We start from the raw sequence: 16898 nt of genomic DNA, 5'->3' as shown, positions 1-16898 counted from the left end.
GCCAGCACCTCCAGGGCCTCGTCCACGTAGCGCCAGGCGGTGGCCTGCGATATCGCGAACCCGGCGCCGAGCTGGGCGAACGTCTCGTTCTTGCGTAGGTGGACCAGCGTGAGCAGTGCCTGGTCGAAGCAGCGGAGCTTCCGCCAGCGGGTGTTGCGTGCGCGGCGGTGCTCGTACAGCAGCCAGGCAACATGCTCAACGAGCTCATGCGGGACGTCGAGCGTGGCAGGATACGGAACCAACAGGGCCCCTTCGGTCGCCGGTGTGCTGAGTGGAATCACCACGCCAACGACGAGGGGCCCTGCCTCGTCACCACACCCACCGACCGCCCCATTTCACCCGCCAGCACAGGATGAAAGAGGCTCAGTAATCTCAACTACCGCAGTCATACCGCTCGTTTGACAGTCCCAAGCCCTGATAGATCGCCTACTCGAGTGCGGGGTGCCAGAGTCGGTCGGACTGGCGGATGAGCCGGATGCTGGAAGTGGTGTTGGCGGGGATGGTGTTGAGGGTGTTGGGTGCGTACTGGGTTCCTCCGTTGGCGTTCCAGTTGACTTTGATTGGGCTGGCTGTGGTGTTCTGCATTCTGTACGTGAGGGTCTCGCCGACGGCCTGGTTAGCGTTGTAGCCGATGTTGATGTGGCCAGTGGCGTTGATGTCGACGGTGGTCACTGATGCGGCGTCGAACACGTTGACGTACGAGGTGGAAGTCGCGGTGTACGTCTTGGTGAACGCGGCTGGGTAGACTCGCACGCCGGGGTCGGCTATGACACTGGCATTCGGCTCGTCGATTTGCACGCGGATTTTCGCTGAAGCGGCCGGGTTGGAGGTAAGAGTGATCCTGTTGGGGTTATAGGTGAAGCTGGAGTTGCGAATGTTCGGCGAGATATAGATTCCCTGGTTGACACCGCTGAGAGTGACACCGTCCAGAGTGTGGTTGCCGCCACTCCAGAATATGATTGCATTGGGAGACCCGACAACATCGGCATTGGTGATTGTGATGTTGCGCAGGGTATGCCGCTCGCCGTCGATCCAAATGCCCGCGGAGCTTCCCACGGCGGTGTTTCTAACGGTGAGATTGAGATTCTCGATTGTAATGTTGCTGCCCACCGAGTAGATCGGCCGCTGGTCCGGGTTGACCATATCGATGGTGAAGTCCGTGAAGGACAGGTTGCTTGCCGGGTCGCCTGCTACGCCAATACCCAGCGAGCCTTCTCCGTGGTGCGATACATCACGGGTGGACGTAAGCTGGGTGAAGGCCACGTCATGGGTGGATCCGACGGCCAGGAGGCCCACGCAGTCGGTGGCATTGCAATTGGTGACAGTTCCGCCGTGCACGGCGAAGAACTTGTATGCGGAGCCGTTGGACGTCCCCGGACTGAAATCCGTCGCTGAAGTGCCCGGGGGATCCACGCGAAATGCAGAGCAGTTCCGAACGCTGATGTCGTAGCTGAGGGTGTTCGGAACGGAATCGGTGCCCGACCAGTAGATTAGATGCGGCGGCGCACCGTAGTAGGAATTACTGTAACTGCCACGCAGGTTGTCGATGACAGGGCGGCGCTGTCCGATGGCCAGCAGACCGAAATCGACGTCGCGGACCTGCACGTCGGTCAGGGTGCAGTCTTCGCGGGGTGCGAGGTCGAAGTAAGGGGCCCCATTGTGGAGAAACACCCCGGAGATGAACCCGGTGATCACCAGGCGGCTCACCGTGGTCCGGTGGCCGTTGGAAATCACCCCGGCGTTGTAGGTGGGGAAACGCTGCTGCGCCCTGACCAGTGCTGTCGGTGCTTGCGATCGGTCGGCATTGACGCGCAGGCCCAGCTGGGTGATCGTGACGTCGTCGGCCTGCACGTCGAACACTGGGAGACCCCAGGTGGTGAGATTCAAGGTTGTGCGTGGGACGCCGCGCGTGTCCGACGAGCCCGTCACCGTCACGCTATCGGTGATGGTCACAGGCCTGGCCAAGAGGTATTCGCGATCGTCCCAGTCTTCCCCCTTGCTGCTCCACTGGGCGGGAAAGGTCACTGTGCAGCTAACGGGCTGCGCCCTCGCGGCCGCGAAGGCTGCCGCGACGGCGTCGTCGTCGGCAGTGACACCGTCCCCGCGAGCGCCGAAGTAAAGCACTGACATTTGGCTGACGGCAAAGTCGTCCTGCCGTATCCAGCGGCCCGCTAGCCGACTGGCGCGCAACGCATCGGGGACGATGATGATGCCGCCGTCGTCATCAGCGCGGGAGGTGAAGCTGTATGTGAAGTAGCCGCCACCCTGGTCACCTTCATTCCAGTAACCGGCCACGGCGGCTGTGATTTCCTGTCCGCGGATAGGAGTGGGGACGGGAAGGGCCCGCAGGCCAGCCATGGTTTTGACCGAGAGGAGGGCGGGTGCAGCCGAGGCGGTGGCGGCGGGCAGAGTGCCGGCCGCCAGCGCGCCGAGCATTACGGCGGTGAAACGGCGGCGGGGTACCGCCCCGGCAGCCGTCGGCCCGTCCGGATTCTTGGATGGAAGCACCATAATGGGGCATCCTTTCGAAGCTGGTAATGGTGTGGAATTACCGAAGCATTTGAAGGGCGGGCGGGCCGCCGATGTATTCGGCGGCCCGCCTCATGGTCTCTCATTACTGATGTGGCATGTTGTCCTAAGGGTGGTCCCGTAACTGCTGGTCACGGGTGAGATGATCTTGATGTGTCTGGTGTGATCACGGCGTCGGAGCCGTCCTGGATAGCCCCGTTCACCGGGCTGAGCCCGCGTCAGTTCGGGCAGATGATCACCGCGTTGCGGCGTGAGGGGGTGGATCCGGTCCGCAAGGGCCGACCCTGGAGCTTGCGGCTGGAGGACCGGGTCCTGCTGATCGCCGCGTACTGGCGCACCAACCTCACCCTGCGCCAGCTCGCCCCGTCGTTCGGGTGTCGAAGTCGGCAGCCGACCGCATCATCGACCACCTCGGCCCCGCGCTGGCCCTCCAGCAGCGCAAGCAGTTCGCGAAGGACACCGTGCTGATTGTGGACGGAACCCTCGTTCCCACCCGGGACCACGGCATCGCCGGGCAATCGAAGACATCTCATGGCGTTCAGAGGTCAAGTCCGTGCTCAGGCGGCGAGGGTCAAAGGGGCTGGGAAGGCTCGCTCGGGGGCGTATGTCGTTCGGTGCTGCAGGCAGTAGTAGAGGCAGAACAGGAGCTTGTTGAACAGGTTCCGCGGTGCGGCGGTGTGGCGTTCTCCGCTGGCTCGTCGTCTGTCGTAATGGGCGCGCGGAGCCTCAGTGCGGAGTGTGGCAAGGCCCACATGTAACCAACATTGGCGAGTCGTTGGTTCTTGACGGTCCGGGCCACGACGACGTGGCTGCGGCCCGAAGCGCGTGTCACGGGTGCCGCGCCGGCGTATGCCTTGACGGCCCTCGCGTCCGCGAACCGGGAGCGGTCGTCACCGATCTCGGCCAGCACTCGGGCCCCGGACAGCACGGAGAGCCCCGGGAAGCTGATGATGATGTCGGCGTCCGGGTGCGCGAGGAAGGCTTCCCCTGTCGCCCCCGCGAGGTCGGTGACACTGAGCGTTTTCAGCGTTGCCTCTCTAGGGTGAGGACGGCTTTGGTGATGACGCTCATGCGGTTGGGGCTGATTCGGGATCTGCGGAGGATCTGCCAGGACTTCAACCGTGCTATGCCGCGTTCGACCGGTGCCCTCGCCGCGGCCAGGGCCCGGTTGACGGTGCGTGGGGTGAGAGTGAGTTCACCGCCCGGTGGCCTTTTGAGTCCGGTGGTGACCCAGGGGCCGGCGCCCTGGTAGGCGCGGTCGGCGAGGATCGGGACGCCCTGACGCTCGCAGATCCGGATGATGCGGTAGGTGCGGGCCGCGGTCAGGTCGTGGGTGCGGCCCGGCAGCGCCGGCGAGATCCATAGAACCTCACCGGCGGGGTTGGTGACGACCTGAACGTTCACGCCGTGTCGACGGTGTTTGGCCGAGTAGTCGGCTCGGCTGTCGCCGACGCGGTCGCACTCGGCGAGCGTCCCGTCCAGGAGGACGAACTCCGGATCGTGCTCGCGCAGAGTCTTGAGCAGGCCCGGGGCCCGTTCGGCGAGCAGGCCGGTCACGGCGGTGATGTACGCGTGGGCGGTGCCGACGGATATCCCGAAGCCGGACGCGATCCGGGTGAGGGTGTGCTGGCGGCGTAGGTACACCAGAGCGACGAGCGCCCGCTGGTGCGGCGGGAGTTTGCACCGTCGGTCCCCCTCTCGGGTGACGATGAGCATCGTGACCCACTCGACCAGCCCGTGCGGGAGGTCAAGTGCGGCAGGATAGAGAACCAACAAGGCTCCTGTGCCGGTGGGTTGAGACTTCGAACACCTCCCCCAACGGCACGGGGGCCTTGTGCGTTGCGGCCCTCACCTCGACCTCGCCGCCGTCACCCGATCAGTGGCCACGCTGAAAACGCTCACTGCTGCACGCAGCAACATGGCGCGTTTGAGCTGCCGGTTTCCGCCTCGGGGGGCGTGCTCGCCATGGATCGAGGTCCCCGACGACTTCGTGGTCGGGGCGAGTCCGGCGTAGGAGGCCAGGTGGGCGGCGCTCGGGAAGCCGGTGCCGTCGCCGACGGTGACCAGCAGGACGGCGGCGCACAGCGGTTGAAAGGTGGGGACCGCCCGCGATTACATTGGGATCTCGACGATGTCGATGTCCCGGACACCACCCCAGCACCAGCCGGCAGTGGTAGAGGACCACGCCCCGGCCGGACCGTTGACGACGCTGCTCCAGGCGATGCTGCCGTCGGCGCAAGTCACCTTCGCCTGCCACTTGCTCCATGCCGCGTTGGCGGCAGGAGTCCAGCAGGACGGAGCACCTCGCGTGAATCCGACCGACGTTGTCGTCCACAGGTCACAAGTGATCCCGTAGTACGGCTTGTAGACGCGAGTTCCTGGAGCCGCTGCGGAAGCCGCCGGTGCGGTCGCGACCACAGCCCCGAGGGCAATGGCTGCCGTGGTTGCCGCGACGGCTGTTCTCTGAACAAACTTACGCATTCTTTCTCCTGTCGGTGACGGCCTTCGGCGAGCACCTGCTGCTCCCGCCGGCGAGCGCTGCTCCTTTGCCAGAGCCGAAACAAGCCTGCTTACCGCAGAACAGCGTCAACAGAGCAGCCGATACTCAGGATTGGAGCTGACAGATCGACGGTTACTCAAGCTGTGGTGAGGGCTCTTGCCGACGTTTGTCCGCCGGAGGTATGGCGGCGGACCCAAGAGTGCAGCAGGCGCCCACCCCCGTCGGCCAAGAACCGAATACGGGAGATCGCGTTCATGCCCCCGTCGGCGCACTGACTCAGCCTGAGAGACCCGAGCGGACGAGGATCGTGCCTCTTGCCGTGGTGTAGCCGATCAACGTGTGGGAGTGCGCGGACGTTCGCCCGGGGCGCACCCCTGATGGGGGTGGCCGCTTCCTACTGACGTTGTAGTCGTGGTGTCGTCGGTGTGAGCCCTGTTCCGGTGAGGCATCCGTCGATGATGTCGCTGCGATATTGGATCTGGCGGAGGCCGTGGCGGAGCCGGCGTATGAGGTGGCTCGGGTCGGTGAAGGCCGCGTTGGCCTGGGTGGTTCGGCGCAGGACCGACCAGATCCCTTCCACGGGGTTGAGGTCGGGTGCGTAAGACGGCAGGTGGTAGGCGGTGAGCCAGTCCTGCGCGTCGATGAAGGCCCGCATGCGGCGGTCTTTGTGGACGTTCAAGTTGTCCCAGATGAGGACGATGGGTGCGTCGAGCTGCTGGTGGGCGGCGACGAGGAGGTCGCGGTACTCGGTCCACGCGAAGCTCTTGCGGCCTCCGCTCTTGTGATCTGCATGTTGTCTGGGCCGGTAGACGAGGCGGGAGCGCTCGCCGGGTTTGTAGCAGCACAGGGCGGCGATGGAGAAGCGACGCTGGGAACGGCCGCGGACCCGGATGACCGGTGTGGTGCCGCGTCGGCTCGGCCCAATCACGCGCCCGTGCAAGGCCCGCAGCCCCGACCATGACAGGTCACACCCGGCTACCCGTCGCCGGCTGGTCCGGGCGGGACGGGAGCGGGCCGGGCGGGCCTTCCGGGTGGCGAGGGAGCGGTGGGCGCGATGAGGTCCGGCAGCGCGAGCTACGAAGGTCGACGCCGGCGCTCTGGGCGAGCTCGGCCTCGGCCTGCGCACCATCCATCCCCCGATCACACTGACCACCCGCCAGGCAGCGGATCTGAACTCACAAAACTGAGACAGCGTCGCACCTCAAGAGATAACACCGCCAGGACAGCGCCCCTCAACCCATCTCTCACGCCCAAGACAGTGACCCAGAGGCCACAAACACCCCCTGACCAGCATCAACATGTCAACAACCCACTGTCTCTCGCACCACTGTCACCAAAACGAGAGATCGCACAAGGCGCAGCAGGCCTTCCAGCGCGGCCTGACGGGTCTGTCGGGTTGCTGAGGCGTGGCGTGTCCTGAGGGGAGCCTGGATTCCTCAGCGGTTTGTGTTCTCCTCTCGGATCATCCGTCGGAGGCTGGTGCGTGCTGCGGCCAGGTCTGTTTCCAGGGTGCCCACGCGGGCGTGGAGCCGGTGGTTTGAATCGCTCCGGGTCTGATGGAGGCTGTCTTCGAGTCGTTGGTTGGTCCGGGTGAGTTCGTCGACGCGTTCGGTCAGGTGCCTGGTGTCGAGGGTGTCGAGTTGCTGTCCGAGCTGGTGCTGGATGGCCTGCCGCATCCGGTCTCTGTCTTCCCTCAGGGTCCGGATTCGCCCACCACCACAACAACCACGACGACAGCCAGCTCGTCGAGCGGACCTTCGGCACCATCAACGCCCGAGGCCGCGGCCGAAGCGTTCGGAGATGTCCGGCATCAGGCTCTCGCCGTCGGCTGGGCGGTCCAGGCCGAAGACGTAGCCGGGGAAATCCAGGTTCTTCTGCACCGCCCAGATCCTGTCGTGCTCCTCCGGCGGAAGGATGCGTACCGGGTCGCCGACGGCGACCCAGCCGATCGGCACCATCGAGTCGGCGGGTAGCACGGTGCGCAGATGCAGGATGCCGTTGATCCGCACCTCGGAGCGGGTCCCGATCCGTGCTCCGTTGAAGACGCGGCTGCCGGTGGCGAGGAAGACCTCGTCCTCGACCCGGCAGCCGGTCAGGTAGGAGGTGGGGCCCACCAGGACCTACCGTCCCAGAATCAGCGGATCCCGTCGGGTACCACGCAGGACCGCGTTCTCCATCACGATGCCGCCCTCGCCCAGCTCCACTGGCCCGCCCTCGGCGGTGAGCACTGCACCGAACAGCACCCGGCACCCTGCCCCCACGCGCACGTCCCTGCACAGCGTGGCGGTCGGAGCAACATAGGCCGTGGGGTGGACCGTCGGCGAACAACCCTCATGAGCGATCAGCATGGCCGCCATCATGCCGCGCCCTGGAGCGCTGGAGCACAAGGGGCAAGGGCCGTAGGAATGAGCACGCTGACCCGGCGGCCGAAGGGGCTCTGGCGGACGCGGACCTCACTGGTCAAGAGTTTGACGATGGTGAGACCCCGGCCGTGCTCATCGGGATCGTCGTCATGCGGGCGTCGTGACCGGGCCGGGCTGCCGGCGTCCGTCACGGAGATCCACAGGGCCCCGGCACCGAGAGACAGATGAATCGTCATGTCGCGGTGACCGTGCTCGGCGGCGTTGGCGGCGAGTTCACCGACGACGAGTTCGGCGGCTGCCAGGTCGGAGGGCGGCAGATGCCAGTGAGCCAGGGCCGCTGTGACGCTGCGACGTGCCACCGGGACCCAGCGGACCTCGGCGGGAAGCGCCAGGACCGCACGGCGGGCGGGGGCGGTCCGTGCGCCGCGGGGAGGGGCCGCCCCTGTCCGAGCGGAACTGATATCGGAGCAGGGGCCGGGACGTCCCGCCCCGGTCGGGGTGGGGTTGGCTCCTACGGTGCTTGGGTGTGTGGTGTCGGGAAGAGCTCTGGTGCTCATTGTCGGTCCCCGTGGCTGGCTTGTAGTGGACGCGGTGCTCGACGGCCCTCTCGTATGCCCTTCCGTCACGGGGTGCAGGGGCACCCCGTGACGGAAGGGCGGCCGGACACCCGCTGTCCGGCCCATCCTCGCCACCGCCTGCGTGGATGCGGTGGCGAGGATGGCCTGGCGCGTCGACGCGTCAGGTCATCCCGTCGTCTCCGCCCCGGTCGGCAGGGGCGGTTCCGCCTCCGCGCGCTCCCACTCCTCGTCGGTGAGCAACCGGGAGCGGAGCAGGAACCGCACGCCCTCGGGGGCCTCGAGGGAGAAGCCGCTGCCCCTGCCCGGGACCACGTCGACGGTGAGGTGGGTGTGGCGCCAGTACGCGTACTGGTCGGCGCTCATCCAGAACGGTGTGTCGCCGGTGACGCGGCCGAGCAGGACGTCCGCGGCGCCGACGCGGAACTCGCCGCGCGGATAGCACATCGGAGCGCTGCCGTCGCAGCATCCGCCGGACTGGTGCAACATCAGCGGTCCGTGACGTTCCGCCAGCTGCCGCACCAGCTCGGCTGCCGCGTCGGTCAGTTCGACACGCTGCACCCGGGTTCCCATCAGAAGAGGCCGAGCTTCTGCTCCGAGTAGCTGACCAGGAGGTTCTTCGTCTGCTGGTAGTGGTCGAGCATCATCTTGTGGGTCTCGCGGCCGATGCCGGACCCCTTGTAGCCTCCGAAGGCGGCGTGGGCCGGGTAGGCGTGGTAGCAGTTGGTCCACACCCGTCCGGCCTTGATCTCGCGGCCGAGCCGGTAGGCGTGGTTGCCGTTGCGGGACCAGACGCCTGCGCCCAGACCGTAAAGGGTGTCATTGGCGATCTTCAGGGCCTCTTCGGGGGAGTCGAAGGTGGTGACCGAGAGGACCGGGCCGAAGATCTCCTCCTGGAAGATCCGCATGTCGTTGGTGCCCTTGAAGACGGTCGGCTCGATGTAGTAGCCGCCCTCCAGGCCGAGGACCGTGCGGGGCCCGCCGCCGGTGAGCAGCTCGGCGCCTTCCTGCCGGCCGACGTCGATGTAGGACAGGATCTTCTCGAACTGGTCGTTGCTCGCCTGGGCACCGATCATGGTCTGCGGGTCGAGCGGGTTGCCGCCCTTGATGGCCTTGGTGCGCTCCAGGGCGCGGGCCATGAACTCGTCGTAGATCGAGGAGGCGATCAGGGCCCGGGACGGGCAGGTGCACACCTCGCCCTGGTTGACCGCGAACATCACGAAGCCCTCGATGGCCTTGTCCAGGTAGGCGTCATCGGCGTCCATGACGTCGGCCAGGAAGATGTTCGGGCTCTTGCCTCCCAGCTCCAGGGTGACCGGGATGATGTTCTCGCTGGCGTACTGCATGATCAGCCGGCCGGTCGTGGTCTCGCCGGTGAAGGCGATCTTGGCGATGCGGGGGCTGGAGGCGAGGGGCTTGCCGGCCTCGACGCCGAAGCCGTTGACGACGTTGAGCACGCCGGGCGGGAGCAGGTCGGCGATCAGGTCGATCACGTACAGCAGGCTGACCGGGGTCTGCTCGGCGGGCTTGATGATCACGCAGTTGCCCGCCGCCAGGGCCGGGGCGAGCTTCCACGCGGCCATCAGGATGGGGAAGTTCCACGGGATGATCTGGCCAACCACGCCCAGCGGCTCGTGGAAGTGGTAGGCGACGGTGTCCCCGTCGATCTCGCCCACCGTGCCTTCCTGGCTGCGCACCACGCCCGCGAAGTACCGGAAGTGGTCGACGGCGAGCGGGATGTCGACGTTCAGGGTCTCCCGGACCGGCTTGCCGTTCTCCCAGGTCTCGGCCACGGCGATCTTCTCGAGGTTTTCCTCGAGCCGGTCCGCGATCCGGTTCAGGAGGTTGGCCCGCTCGGTCACGGAGGCGCGGCCCCACCGGTCGGCCGCGGCGTGGGCGGCGTCCAGCGCCAGCTCGACGTCGGCGGCGGAGGAGCGGGCGACCTCGCAGAAGACCTTTCCGTTCAGCGGCGACAGGTTTTCGAAGTAGCGGCCCTCCACGGGGGCGACCCAGTCACCGCCGATGAAATTGTCGTATCGCGGGGCGAAGTTGACGATGCTGCCGTCCGTTCCCGGCTGCGCGTACACCATGGCGGCTCTCCTCGGTGGGCGATGGTGGATGCTGCGGTACGACGGCCCTCGCCGTCGTGGTGTGCATCACTGTGGGCCCGCGAGGTTGGCGCAAGGTTGGTGACGCCGGTACGCCGGTGCCGCCGGGTCAGCGCAGGGCGGTGGTGAGCCGGCCGGCCGCGATCGCCCGGCGGGCGTCGCCCGGACCTATCAGGCGCAGTGCGTGCTTGTGCACCTCCGCGTCGTACGGCGCCCGCTCGCCGTACCGCAGGGCATGCTCCGGGCGGACGCTCGCCAGGACCGCCTCCCGTACGGCCACCTCCAGCCGGGTGCGCCACTCCTCGATGCCGGGAGCCTCGGAGCGGGGGAGCAGCGGACCGCGGTACAGGTGCAGGGCGGTGTCCGTGTCACCGCGCTCCAGCGCCCGCAGCACGTCGACGGCGTCGCAGGAGACGGGTGCGGTGAGTGCGTAGCGGCGGGCCGCGATGCCGCCGCCCAGAGCCCGGCGCAGGTGGGAGACCTCCGCCTTGAACGTGGAGGCCGTCACGGGCCGTTCGCCGTACAGGGCGTCGCGCAGCCGCTCCGAGGAGAAGCTGTCCGGTTCCAGTGCGAGGAGGGTGAGGATCTCCAGTTGCCGGGGGCGCAGAGCGAGCAGCGCGCCCTCGCGTGTGGCTTTCTCCTCGCCCATGCAGGTCAGCCGCACCTGGGGCACGTCGTCCCGGGGCCCGGTCGGGGGCTCGGCGCGGAGCCCGGCCTCGATGGCGGATGCCAGACCGCGCACTGTAGACATGGCCAGAGGGTGTGAGCGGTCCCAGGTGGTGGACAGGTCCAGGACGCCGAGGATGCGCCCGTCGGGTCCGTGGATCGGCGCGCCGTAACAGACCCAGCCGTGCAGCGCGGCCACCAGGTGTTCGGCCGAGAAGACAGTGCTGGGGCGGCCGGTGCGCAGCGCCAGGGACAGGGCGTTGGTGCCCATGGCCTGCTCGTTCCAGCGGCCCCCCGGAGCAAAATTGACCCGCTCGGCTCGCCGGCGCATGTCCTGGCCGGCGCAGGTCCACATGATCGTTCCCGACTCGTCGGTGACCGCGGCGATGAAGCCGGCGTCGTCGGCGATGCTGAGCAGTTCGTCGGAGAGGGCGTCGACCGGCCGGCGCAGCAGCGAGTCGGTCCAGCGGTGCCGGACCGTGCCGTCGTCGGCGACCGGCGCGCTGTCCCGGGCCGGGTCCACGCTGCCCAGGGAGCGCACCCAGGAGTCGGCCACCTCATGGCGCAGCGCATCGTGGCCGCTGGGCGCCGAGCCCGTGGATTTCACCAGCGACACCGTCCGGGACCACTCGCCTTCGAGTGCGGCCCTGCGCTGCCGAAGGTTACTGCGCTGTGACATGTGCTTCCCTGTCATAAAAAAAGGGGGCGAATCACAATTGTTCGCCTCAATTATATAGAGCACACCTGCCCGATCAGGCAGGTTCCCTGTCCGGACGGGCGAGTGCCGCGTCCGGTTGCACGCCCCTAGCTTGGTCTGCGTCTGACGACAGTGTTATCGGCGAATGAAGCCGTGAAATCAAGGTTTCGCACAGGTTGCGGACTGCACGCCCTTGGAGCGGTCGCATGTCGCTCCCCTCCGGCGCCATGGTGACCAGCGGTATTGACCCGAGTGCCGACTGGAGCCGTGACGAGCACCACGGCGAACTCCGGGGGCCGCAGGGGACGGGCACCGAGGCTCTCCGGCAGTCCTCCAGGATGGCCAGGTTCCATGTGCCCGGGGTCCTCTTCGGGCCCGGCTCGCTGACCGAGCTCGGTCACTGCGCGCTCAGGCTCGGCGGCCGTCGGCCGTTCCTCGTCACCGACCCGGGGCTGATCGAGGCGGGCTGGGTGGACGAGGCGGTGGGCCATCTGCGTCGGGTCGGCCTGCGGCCCGTCCGAGGACCATGAGGTCGAGGCCGGCTTCCAGCGGTACGCGGCGAGCGGATGCGACGTGATCGTGGGGGTCGGTGGGGGTTCCGTCATCGACGCGGCCAAGGGCGTGGCGATCCTGTCCAGCAACGGCGGGCGCGTCCTCGACTATGAGGGCGTGGACGGGTCGGCCGGCCGATTCCGCCCACCGTGATGGTGCCCTCCACCTCGGGTACCGGGGCGGACGTGTCGCAGTTCGCCGTCATCACGGACACCGCCGAACACATCAAGATCACCATCGTGAGCCGCACTCTGGTGCCGGAGATCTCGGTCATCGACCCGCGTCTGCTGACCACCATGCCGGGCTGGCTCAACGCGGCGACCGGCCTGGACGCCCTCACCCACGCCATCGAGGCGTTCGTGTCCCGGGCGCACAACCCGCTGACGGACATCCGCGCACTCCACGCGGTGGAACTGATCACCCGGAATCTGGTGCGCACCCAGGTGCGGCCGAAGGATTTCGCGGCCCGGCTGGCCATGGCGCAGGCCGCGCTGGAGGCGGGAATGGCCTTCACGAACGCGATCCTCGGGGCGACGCCACGCGATGAGCCACCAGGTCGGCGGCCTGCTGGACGCCCCGCACGGCGTGGTCAACGGCGTGCTGCTGCCGCACGTCATCCGGTTCGACGCCGAGGCGCGGCGGCAGCGGTTCGTCGCGCTCGGGGCGGCGGCGGGCATCGCGACCGAGGGCGTACCGCCCCGCGAGGTGGCCGCGCGGCTCGCGGACCTCGTGCGTGCGCTGGCGGACGACGTCGGGGTCCCCAAGGGGGCCGGCTGGCCTCGGGGTCGCGGAGTCCGACGTGCCCGTGCTGGCCCGCACCACGCTGAAGGACGCCTGTATGGCGACCAACCCCAGGGATGTCGATGTGCGGGACGTCGAGGCACTTGCTGCGCTGCGCCACCCGGCACCACTGGCCCCTCGCGACGGCCGCCGCCGTGGCGAGCCGGCGCGCGGTACATGCTGATCGCCGCGGCCGTCGCCGAGGGGCTGGTGGGCCACCGCCGCTCCGGCACCTCGCTCGGCCACCTCCCGCACCTGGCGATCCGTCGCCTGGACGACCCCGCCTACGGCTGGGGGTCTGGCAGGGAGCCCTACGGCGCGGGACCACCGCACCCCTGCGGCCGCGCTTCGCCCTGCACCTGGTGAGCCGTTGGACCGCCGGAGGGCGGCCATAGCCGCGGCCCCGACCCGCCGCCAACCTCCCGCCAACCCTCACCCGCCACCGTGTCCACCTGGCGACGGCCGGCCGCGCCTTCGGACCGGCACCTGTGCCGTCAGCACCCGCACCCCACTGGAGGATCTTGAATGTCGCGCTCCATCCACCCCGACGTTCCCGAGAACCCGCGCACCACCCGGGGCGCCGACGTGTCCGGACTGCTGGAGCAAGCCACCGCCGACCACCTGGCCTTCTGGGGACGGCAGGCCGGACAGCTCCTTTGGGACACCGGATGGGAGCAGGTGCTGGACTGGACGGACGCGCCCTTCGCCCGCTGGTTCACCGGCGGAAAGCTGAACGTGGCGTACAACTGCGTCGACCGGCACGTCGAAGCCGGCCATGGTGACCAGGTCGCCGTCCACTGGGAGGGCGAGCCGGGCGACACCCGCACCATCACCTACGCGGAGCTGAGGCGCGAGGTCTGCCGGACGGCGAACGCCCTGCTCTGCCTCGGCCTGAGGCCGGGCGACCGGGTCGCCATCCAGCTGCCGATGATCCCCGAGGCGGTGTTCGCCATGCTGGCCTGCGCCCGCCTCGGCCTGCCGCACAGCGTCGTCTTCGGCGGCTTCTCCCCGGCCGCCCTGCAGTCGCGCATCGAGGACGCCGAGGCCAGGCTGCTGATCACCGCGGACGGACAGTACCGGCGGGGCAAAGCCGAGCCCATGAAGGCGAACACCGACGAGGCGATCAAGGACAGCGCGAACATCGAGCACGTCCTGGTGGTCCGACGCACCGGCACCGACGTGCCATGGACCGAGGGCCGAGACCTGTGGTGGCACGACCTGGTCGACGCCCAGCCCGACGAGCACGCACCCCAGTCCTTCGACGCCGAGCACCCGCTGTTCATCCTCTACACCTCCGGGACGACGGGCAGGCCGAAAGGCATCCTGCACACCTCCGGCGGCTACCTGACCCAGGCCGCCTACACCCACCGCACCGTCTTCGACCTCGACACCGAGACCGACGTCTACTGGTGCACCGCCGACATCGGTTGGATCACCGGGCACTCCTACATCGTGTACGGGCCGCTCGCCAACCGGGCGACATCGGTCATGTACGAGGGCACACCCAACACCCCGCACGAAGGGCGGCACTTCGAGATCATCGAGAAGTACGGCGTCACGGTCTACTACACTGCGCCCACCCTCATCCGCACCTTCATGAAGTGGGGCGAGCAGATCCCCGCCCGTTACGACCTCTCCTCGATCCGCGTGCTCGGCAGCGTCGGCGAACCGATCAACCCCGAGGCGTGGCGCTGGTTTCGCACGCACATCGGGGCCGGCAAGGCACCGGTCGTGGACACCTGGTGGCAGACCGAGACCGGCGCCGTCATGATCTCGCCGCTGCCTGACGAGTCCGGCGCGAAGCCCGGCTCGGCCCAGGCCCCACTGCCGGGTCTGTCCGCCAAAGTGGTCGACGACCAGGGCCGTCAGGTCGGCAAGGGTGAGAGCGGCTACCTGGTCCTCGACCAGCCCTGGCCATCCATGCTGCGCGGGATCTGGGGCGACGCCGAGCGGTACCGCGAGACGTACTGGTCCCGTTTCGCCGACCAGGGCTACTACTTCGCCGGCGACGGCGCGCGCTATGACGAGGACGGTGACATCTGGCTGCTGGGCCGTGTGGACGACGTCATGAACGTCTCCGGGCACCGGATCTCCACAGAGGAAGTCGAGTCGGCGCTCGTCTCGCACCCCGCGGTGGCCGAGGCCGCCGTGGTGGGCGCGTCGGACGCGACGACCGGGCAGGCCATCGTCGCATTCGTCATCCTGCGTGCCGGCGCCGACCCGGACCTCACGGCGACGCTGCGCGAGCATGTCGCGCACGAGATCGGTCCTATCGCCAAGCCCCGCCAGATCATGGTGGTCCCCGAACTGCCCAAGACCCGGTCCGGGAAGATCATGCGCAGGCTGCTTCGTGACATCACCGAGCACCGGGAGGTCGGAGACGTCACGACGCTCGCCGACGCCTCCGTGATGGACCTGATCAACGCCAGTCTCAGCGGCGGGCAGCAGGACAAGGCGGGCCCGGCATAAGCGGTGGCGGCCTGTCGCCCGGCCGGGTCGTGCGCCTCACCGGAGAGCGCCCCCGACACCGACGACCGGGTCGTCGACACGGTCGCCGACCGTTTCGGGCGCCTCGATCACCTCGCCCTGTGCGAGGTTCGGCCCAGGGACCCGGGGATCCCGCCGGCTGCGTGCGGCGAGCCGGCCGACGCCCGACGGCCGCGCACGGCGGACTGGTAGGCGACGTGATCACGGATGCGGTCCGGGAGCGGTCGCAGGACACCACCCTGGCAGGACTGCCCGCGCTCTCCGGGTGGCCGGCGGCCGAACCGACGCCCCACACCGGCGTCCACACCGTCATGACCGGTCCGCCGGTCAGCGCGGACGCGTACCGCAGGGCGAACGCCGACGCGCTGTGCGGCCTCCCCGGGCCGCCGCGCGCAACGGGCACCCGAGCCGGTACCGGTCCCGGCCGAGGGGCCTCTCCGCCCGTCACGGGCCGCCTGACCGGATCACGCCGACAACGGCGAAGACCAGGAACGAAGACCAGGCACGACCACTGGAAGGCGCGCGCGCTGATGCGAATCGTCCTCATCGGCCCTCCCGGAGCGGGCAAGGGCACCCAAGCAGCAGTACTCAGCGAGAGACTCGGCATCCCGCATATCTCCACCGGGGACCTGTTCCGCGAGCACGTCACCCGCCGGACGCCACTCGGGCAGGATGCCAAGCGGTATCTCGACACCGGCGAACTCGTACCCGATCACGTCACCGGCGGCATGGTCCGCCAGCGGCTGGAACAGTCCGACACCCGGCGCGGCTTCCTTCTCGATGGCTTCCCGCGCACCCTGGCACAGGCGCGGGAACTCGCCGCGACACTGGATTCCACCGGAGCCCGACTGGACGCCGTGGTGGAGTTCACCGCTCCCGAGGACATCGTGGTGAAGCGGCTGCTGAACCGCGGCCGGCCGGATGACACCGAGGATGTCATCCGCCATCGGCAGCGGGTCTACGAACGCCAGACCGCCCCTCTGCTCGACCACTACGCGGACATCCTGCTGACCGTTCAGGCCGTCGGACCTATCGACGAGATCGCCGGGCGGGCACTCAGCGGACTGTCGGGAGAGCCGGCCCAGCGCCCTCGCCGCGCACCGTGATCACCTCGTCCTTCACGGGAGGCAACCGGCCTCGCGGGACGCGGGGCCGGACAGTGGGGGACGTTCACGGTGCGGGCGCTCGGGAGCGCCGGCATCGGACGTCCATCGTGTCGCGACGACACGCGGGAGGGCACGCCGCCGGGGCGTGGTCACCGTCCTCATCGTCTCCGGCGGGTTTCTCGCGGCCACATGCTCCGTTCGAAGCGGTCCAGGCCTCCGCCGAGGAAATCCGTGAGGGTGCCGGCCCGCGGTCTCCGCTCGGCCGAGACCCGGACAGGCCATTGAAGTGAAGCGCGTCGCCACGCCGTCGGGCGTGGAGGGTGCACGAGCACGCGCTGCGTCTGCTCGGCCCGAACGACGTGTGCTCACCATGCTCCGAGGAGAGTCGCCATGGTGTTCGGTCAAGCAGGTACCGGCACGGAGCGTCTGGCGTACGCGGGCGCCAGGCCTCCGGCCGAGAGCCTGCGAAGCGTCCAGTTCTCCTGTCAGTTGCTCTCCCGCAACCAGGCGCGGTTTGTGGACAGCTTCTACAAGA

The 16898-nt window shown here is 68.4% G+C and carries 15 protein-coding genes and 6 pseudogenes; 8 read left to right on the top strand and 13 right to left on the bottom strand.

The features are described from left to right. Positions 1-284 (bottom strand): helix-turn-helix domain-containing protein (locus tag ACZ7DE_RS38990; protein WP_470769121.1); only part of this gene is annotated, 284 nt, incomplete at its 3' end. Positions 285-426: 142 nt separating this feature from the next. Further along, positions 427-2511 (bottom strand): hypothetical protein, encoded by a 2085-nt coding sequence (locus ACZ7DE_RS38985; protein WP_470769120.1) that lies wholly within the window; start codon positions 2509-2511, stop codon positions 427-429. 171 nt (positions 2512-2682) lie between these two features. Between ACZ7DE_RS38985 and ACZ7DE_RS38980 the strand changes: the two are divergent. Then, positions 2683-3053 (top strand): annotated as a pseudogene (locus tag ACZ7DE_RS38980) (transposase family protein); the annotation flags it as partial. Positions 3054-3086: 33 nt separating this feature from the next. Here ACZ7DE_RS38980 and ACZ7DE_RS38975 read toward each other — a convergent pair. The 11 genes and pseudogenes from ACZ7DE_RS38975 to ACZ7DE_RS38925 all read right to left on the bottom strand — a co-directional run. Continuing rightward, a pseudogene (locus tag ACZ7DE_RS38975) lies at positions 3087-3544 on the bottom strand (transposase); the annotation flags it as partial. Between the two features lie 8 nt (positions 3545-3552). Beyond that, positions 3553-4302 carry a transposase gene (locus tag ACZ7DE_RS38970; protein ID WP_470769119.1) on the bottom strand — a complete coding sequence of 250 codons (750 nt, stop codon included), beginning with the start codon at positions 4300-4302 and terminating at the stop codon, positions 3553-3555. 105 nt (positions 4303-4407) lie between these two features. Continuing rightward, positions 4408-4635 (bottom strand): annotated as a pseudogene (locus ACZ7DE_RS38965) (IS110 family transposase); the annotation flags it as partial. A 788-nt stretch (positions 4636-5423) separates the two neighbouring features. Beyond that, positions 5424-5945, bottom strand: a pseudogene (locus ACZ7DE_RS38960) (transposase); the annotation flags it as partial. 520 nt (positions 5946-6465) lie between these two features. Further along, complete coding sequence (locus ACZ7DE_RS38955; protein ID WP_470769118.1) at positions 6466-6705, bottom strand: hypothetical protein; 240 nt, start codon at positions 6703-6705, stop codon at positions 6466-6468. 90 nt (positions 6706-6795) lie between these two features. Beyond that, entirely contained in the window at positions 6796-7143 is a 348-nt protein-coding gene (locus tag ACZ7DE_RS38950; protein ID WP_470769117.1) for a hypothetical protein, read from the bottom strand. A 6-nt stretch (positions 7144-7149) separates the two neighbouring features. Continuing rightward, on the bottom strand, positions 7150-7377 hold the full coding sequence (locus ACZ7DE_RS38945; RefSeq protein WP_470769116.1) for a hypothetical protein: 228 nt from the start codon (positions 7375-7377) through the stop codon (positions 7150-7152). 8 nt (positions 7378-7385) lie between these two features. Next, positions 7386-7949 carry an ATP-binding protein gene (locus ACZ7DE_RS38940; protein ID WP_470769115.1) on the bottom strand — a complete coding sequence of 188 codons (564 nt, stop codon included), beginning with the start codon at positions 7947-7949 and terminating at the stop codon, positions 7386-7388. A 186-nt stretch (positions 7950-8135) separates the two neighbouring features. Next, a complete protein-coding gene (locus ACZ7DE_RS38935; protein WP_470769114.1) occupies positions 8136-8540 on the bottom strand; it encodes a DUF779 domain-containing protein in 405 nt (134 codons plus the stop codon). After that, the gene (exaC, locus tag ACZ7DE_RS38930; protein ID WP_470769113.1) at positions 8540-10057 is read right to left on the bottom strand and encodes an acetaldehyde dehydrogenase ExaC; all 1518 of its coding nucleotides are present in this window, start codon (positions 10055-10057) and stop codon (positions 8540-8542) included. Before exaC ends, ACZ7DE_RS38935 begins: the two co-directional genes overlap by 1 nt. Positions 10058-10184: 127 nt before the next feature. Then, on the bottom strand, positions 10185-11420 hold the full coding sequence (locus ACZ7DE_RS38925; protein WP_470769112.1) for a transcriptional regulator: 1236 nt from the start codon (positions 11418-11420) through the stop codon (positions 10185-10187). Between the two features lie 224 nt (positions 11421-11644). Between ACZ7DE_RS38925 and ACZ7DE_RS38920 the strand changes: the two genes are divergently transcribed. From ACZ7DE_RS38920 to ACZ7DE_RS38890, 7 genes and pseudogenes are all read left to right on the top strand, one after another. Beyond that, positions 11645-11968 carry an iron-containing alcohol dehydrogenase gene (locus ACZ7DE_RS38920; protein WP_470769111.1) on the top strand — a complete coding sequence of 108 codons (324 nt, stop codon included), beginning with the start codon at positions 11645-11647 and terminating at the stop codon, positions 11966-11968. A gap of 43 nt (positions 11969-12011) precedes the next feature. After that, positions 12012-12143, top strand: coding sequence for an iron-containing alcohol dehydrogenase (locus ACZ7DE_RS38915; protein ID WP_470769110.1), 132 nt, complete (start codon positions 12012-12014; stop codon positions 12141-12143). After that, positions 12143-12463, top strand: a pseudogene (locus ACZ7DE_RS38910) (iron-containing alcohol dehydrogenase); the annotation flags it as partial. The gene ACZ7DE_RS38915 and the pseudogene ACZ7DE_RS38910, both read left to right, overlap by 1 nt. 70 nt (positions 12464-12533) lie before the next feature. After that, a pseudogene (locus tag ACZ7DE_RS38905) lies at positions 12534-12695 on the top strand (iron-containing alcohol dehydrogenase); the annotation flags it as partial. A 252-nt stretch (positions 12696-12947) separates the two neighbouring features. Next, complete coding sequence (locus ACZ7DE_RS38900; RefSeq protein ID WP_470769124.1) at positions 12948-13136, top strand: hypothetical protein; 189 nt, start codon at positions 12948-12950, stop codon at positions 13134-13136. Positions 13137-13295: 159 nt separating this feature from the next. Beyond that, positions 13296-15239, top strand: coding sequence for an acetate--CoA ligase (gene acs, locus ACZ7DE_RS38895; protein WP_470769109.1), 1944 nt, complete (start codon positions 13296-13298; stop codon positions 15237-15239). 548 nt (positions 15240-15787) lie between these two features. Then, a complete protein-coding gene (locus ACZ7DE_RS38890) occupies positions 15788-16363 on the top strand; it encodes an adenylate kinase (protein ID WP_470769123.1) in 576 nt (191 codons plus the stop codon). Positions 16364-16898 lie beyond the last annotated feature (535 nt).

The sequence above is a fragment of the Streptomyces sp. NPDC037083 genome, from assembly GCF_055606485.1.
This window is presented reverse-complemented; position numbering and strand designations above follow the sequence as displayed.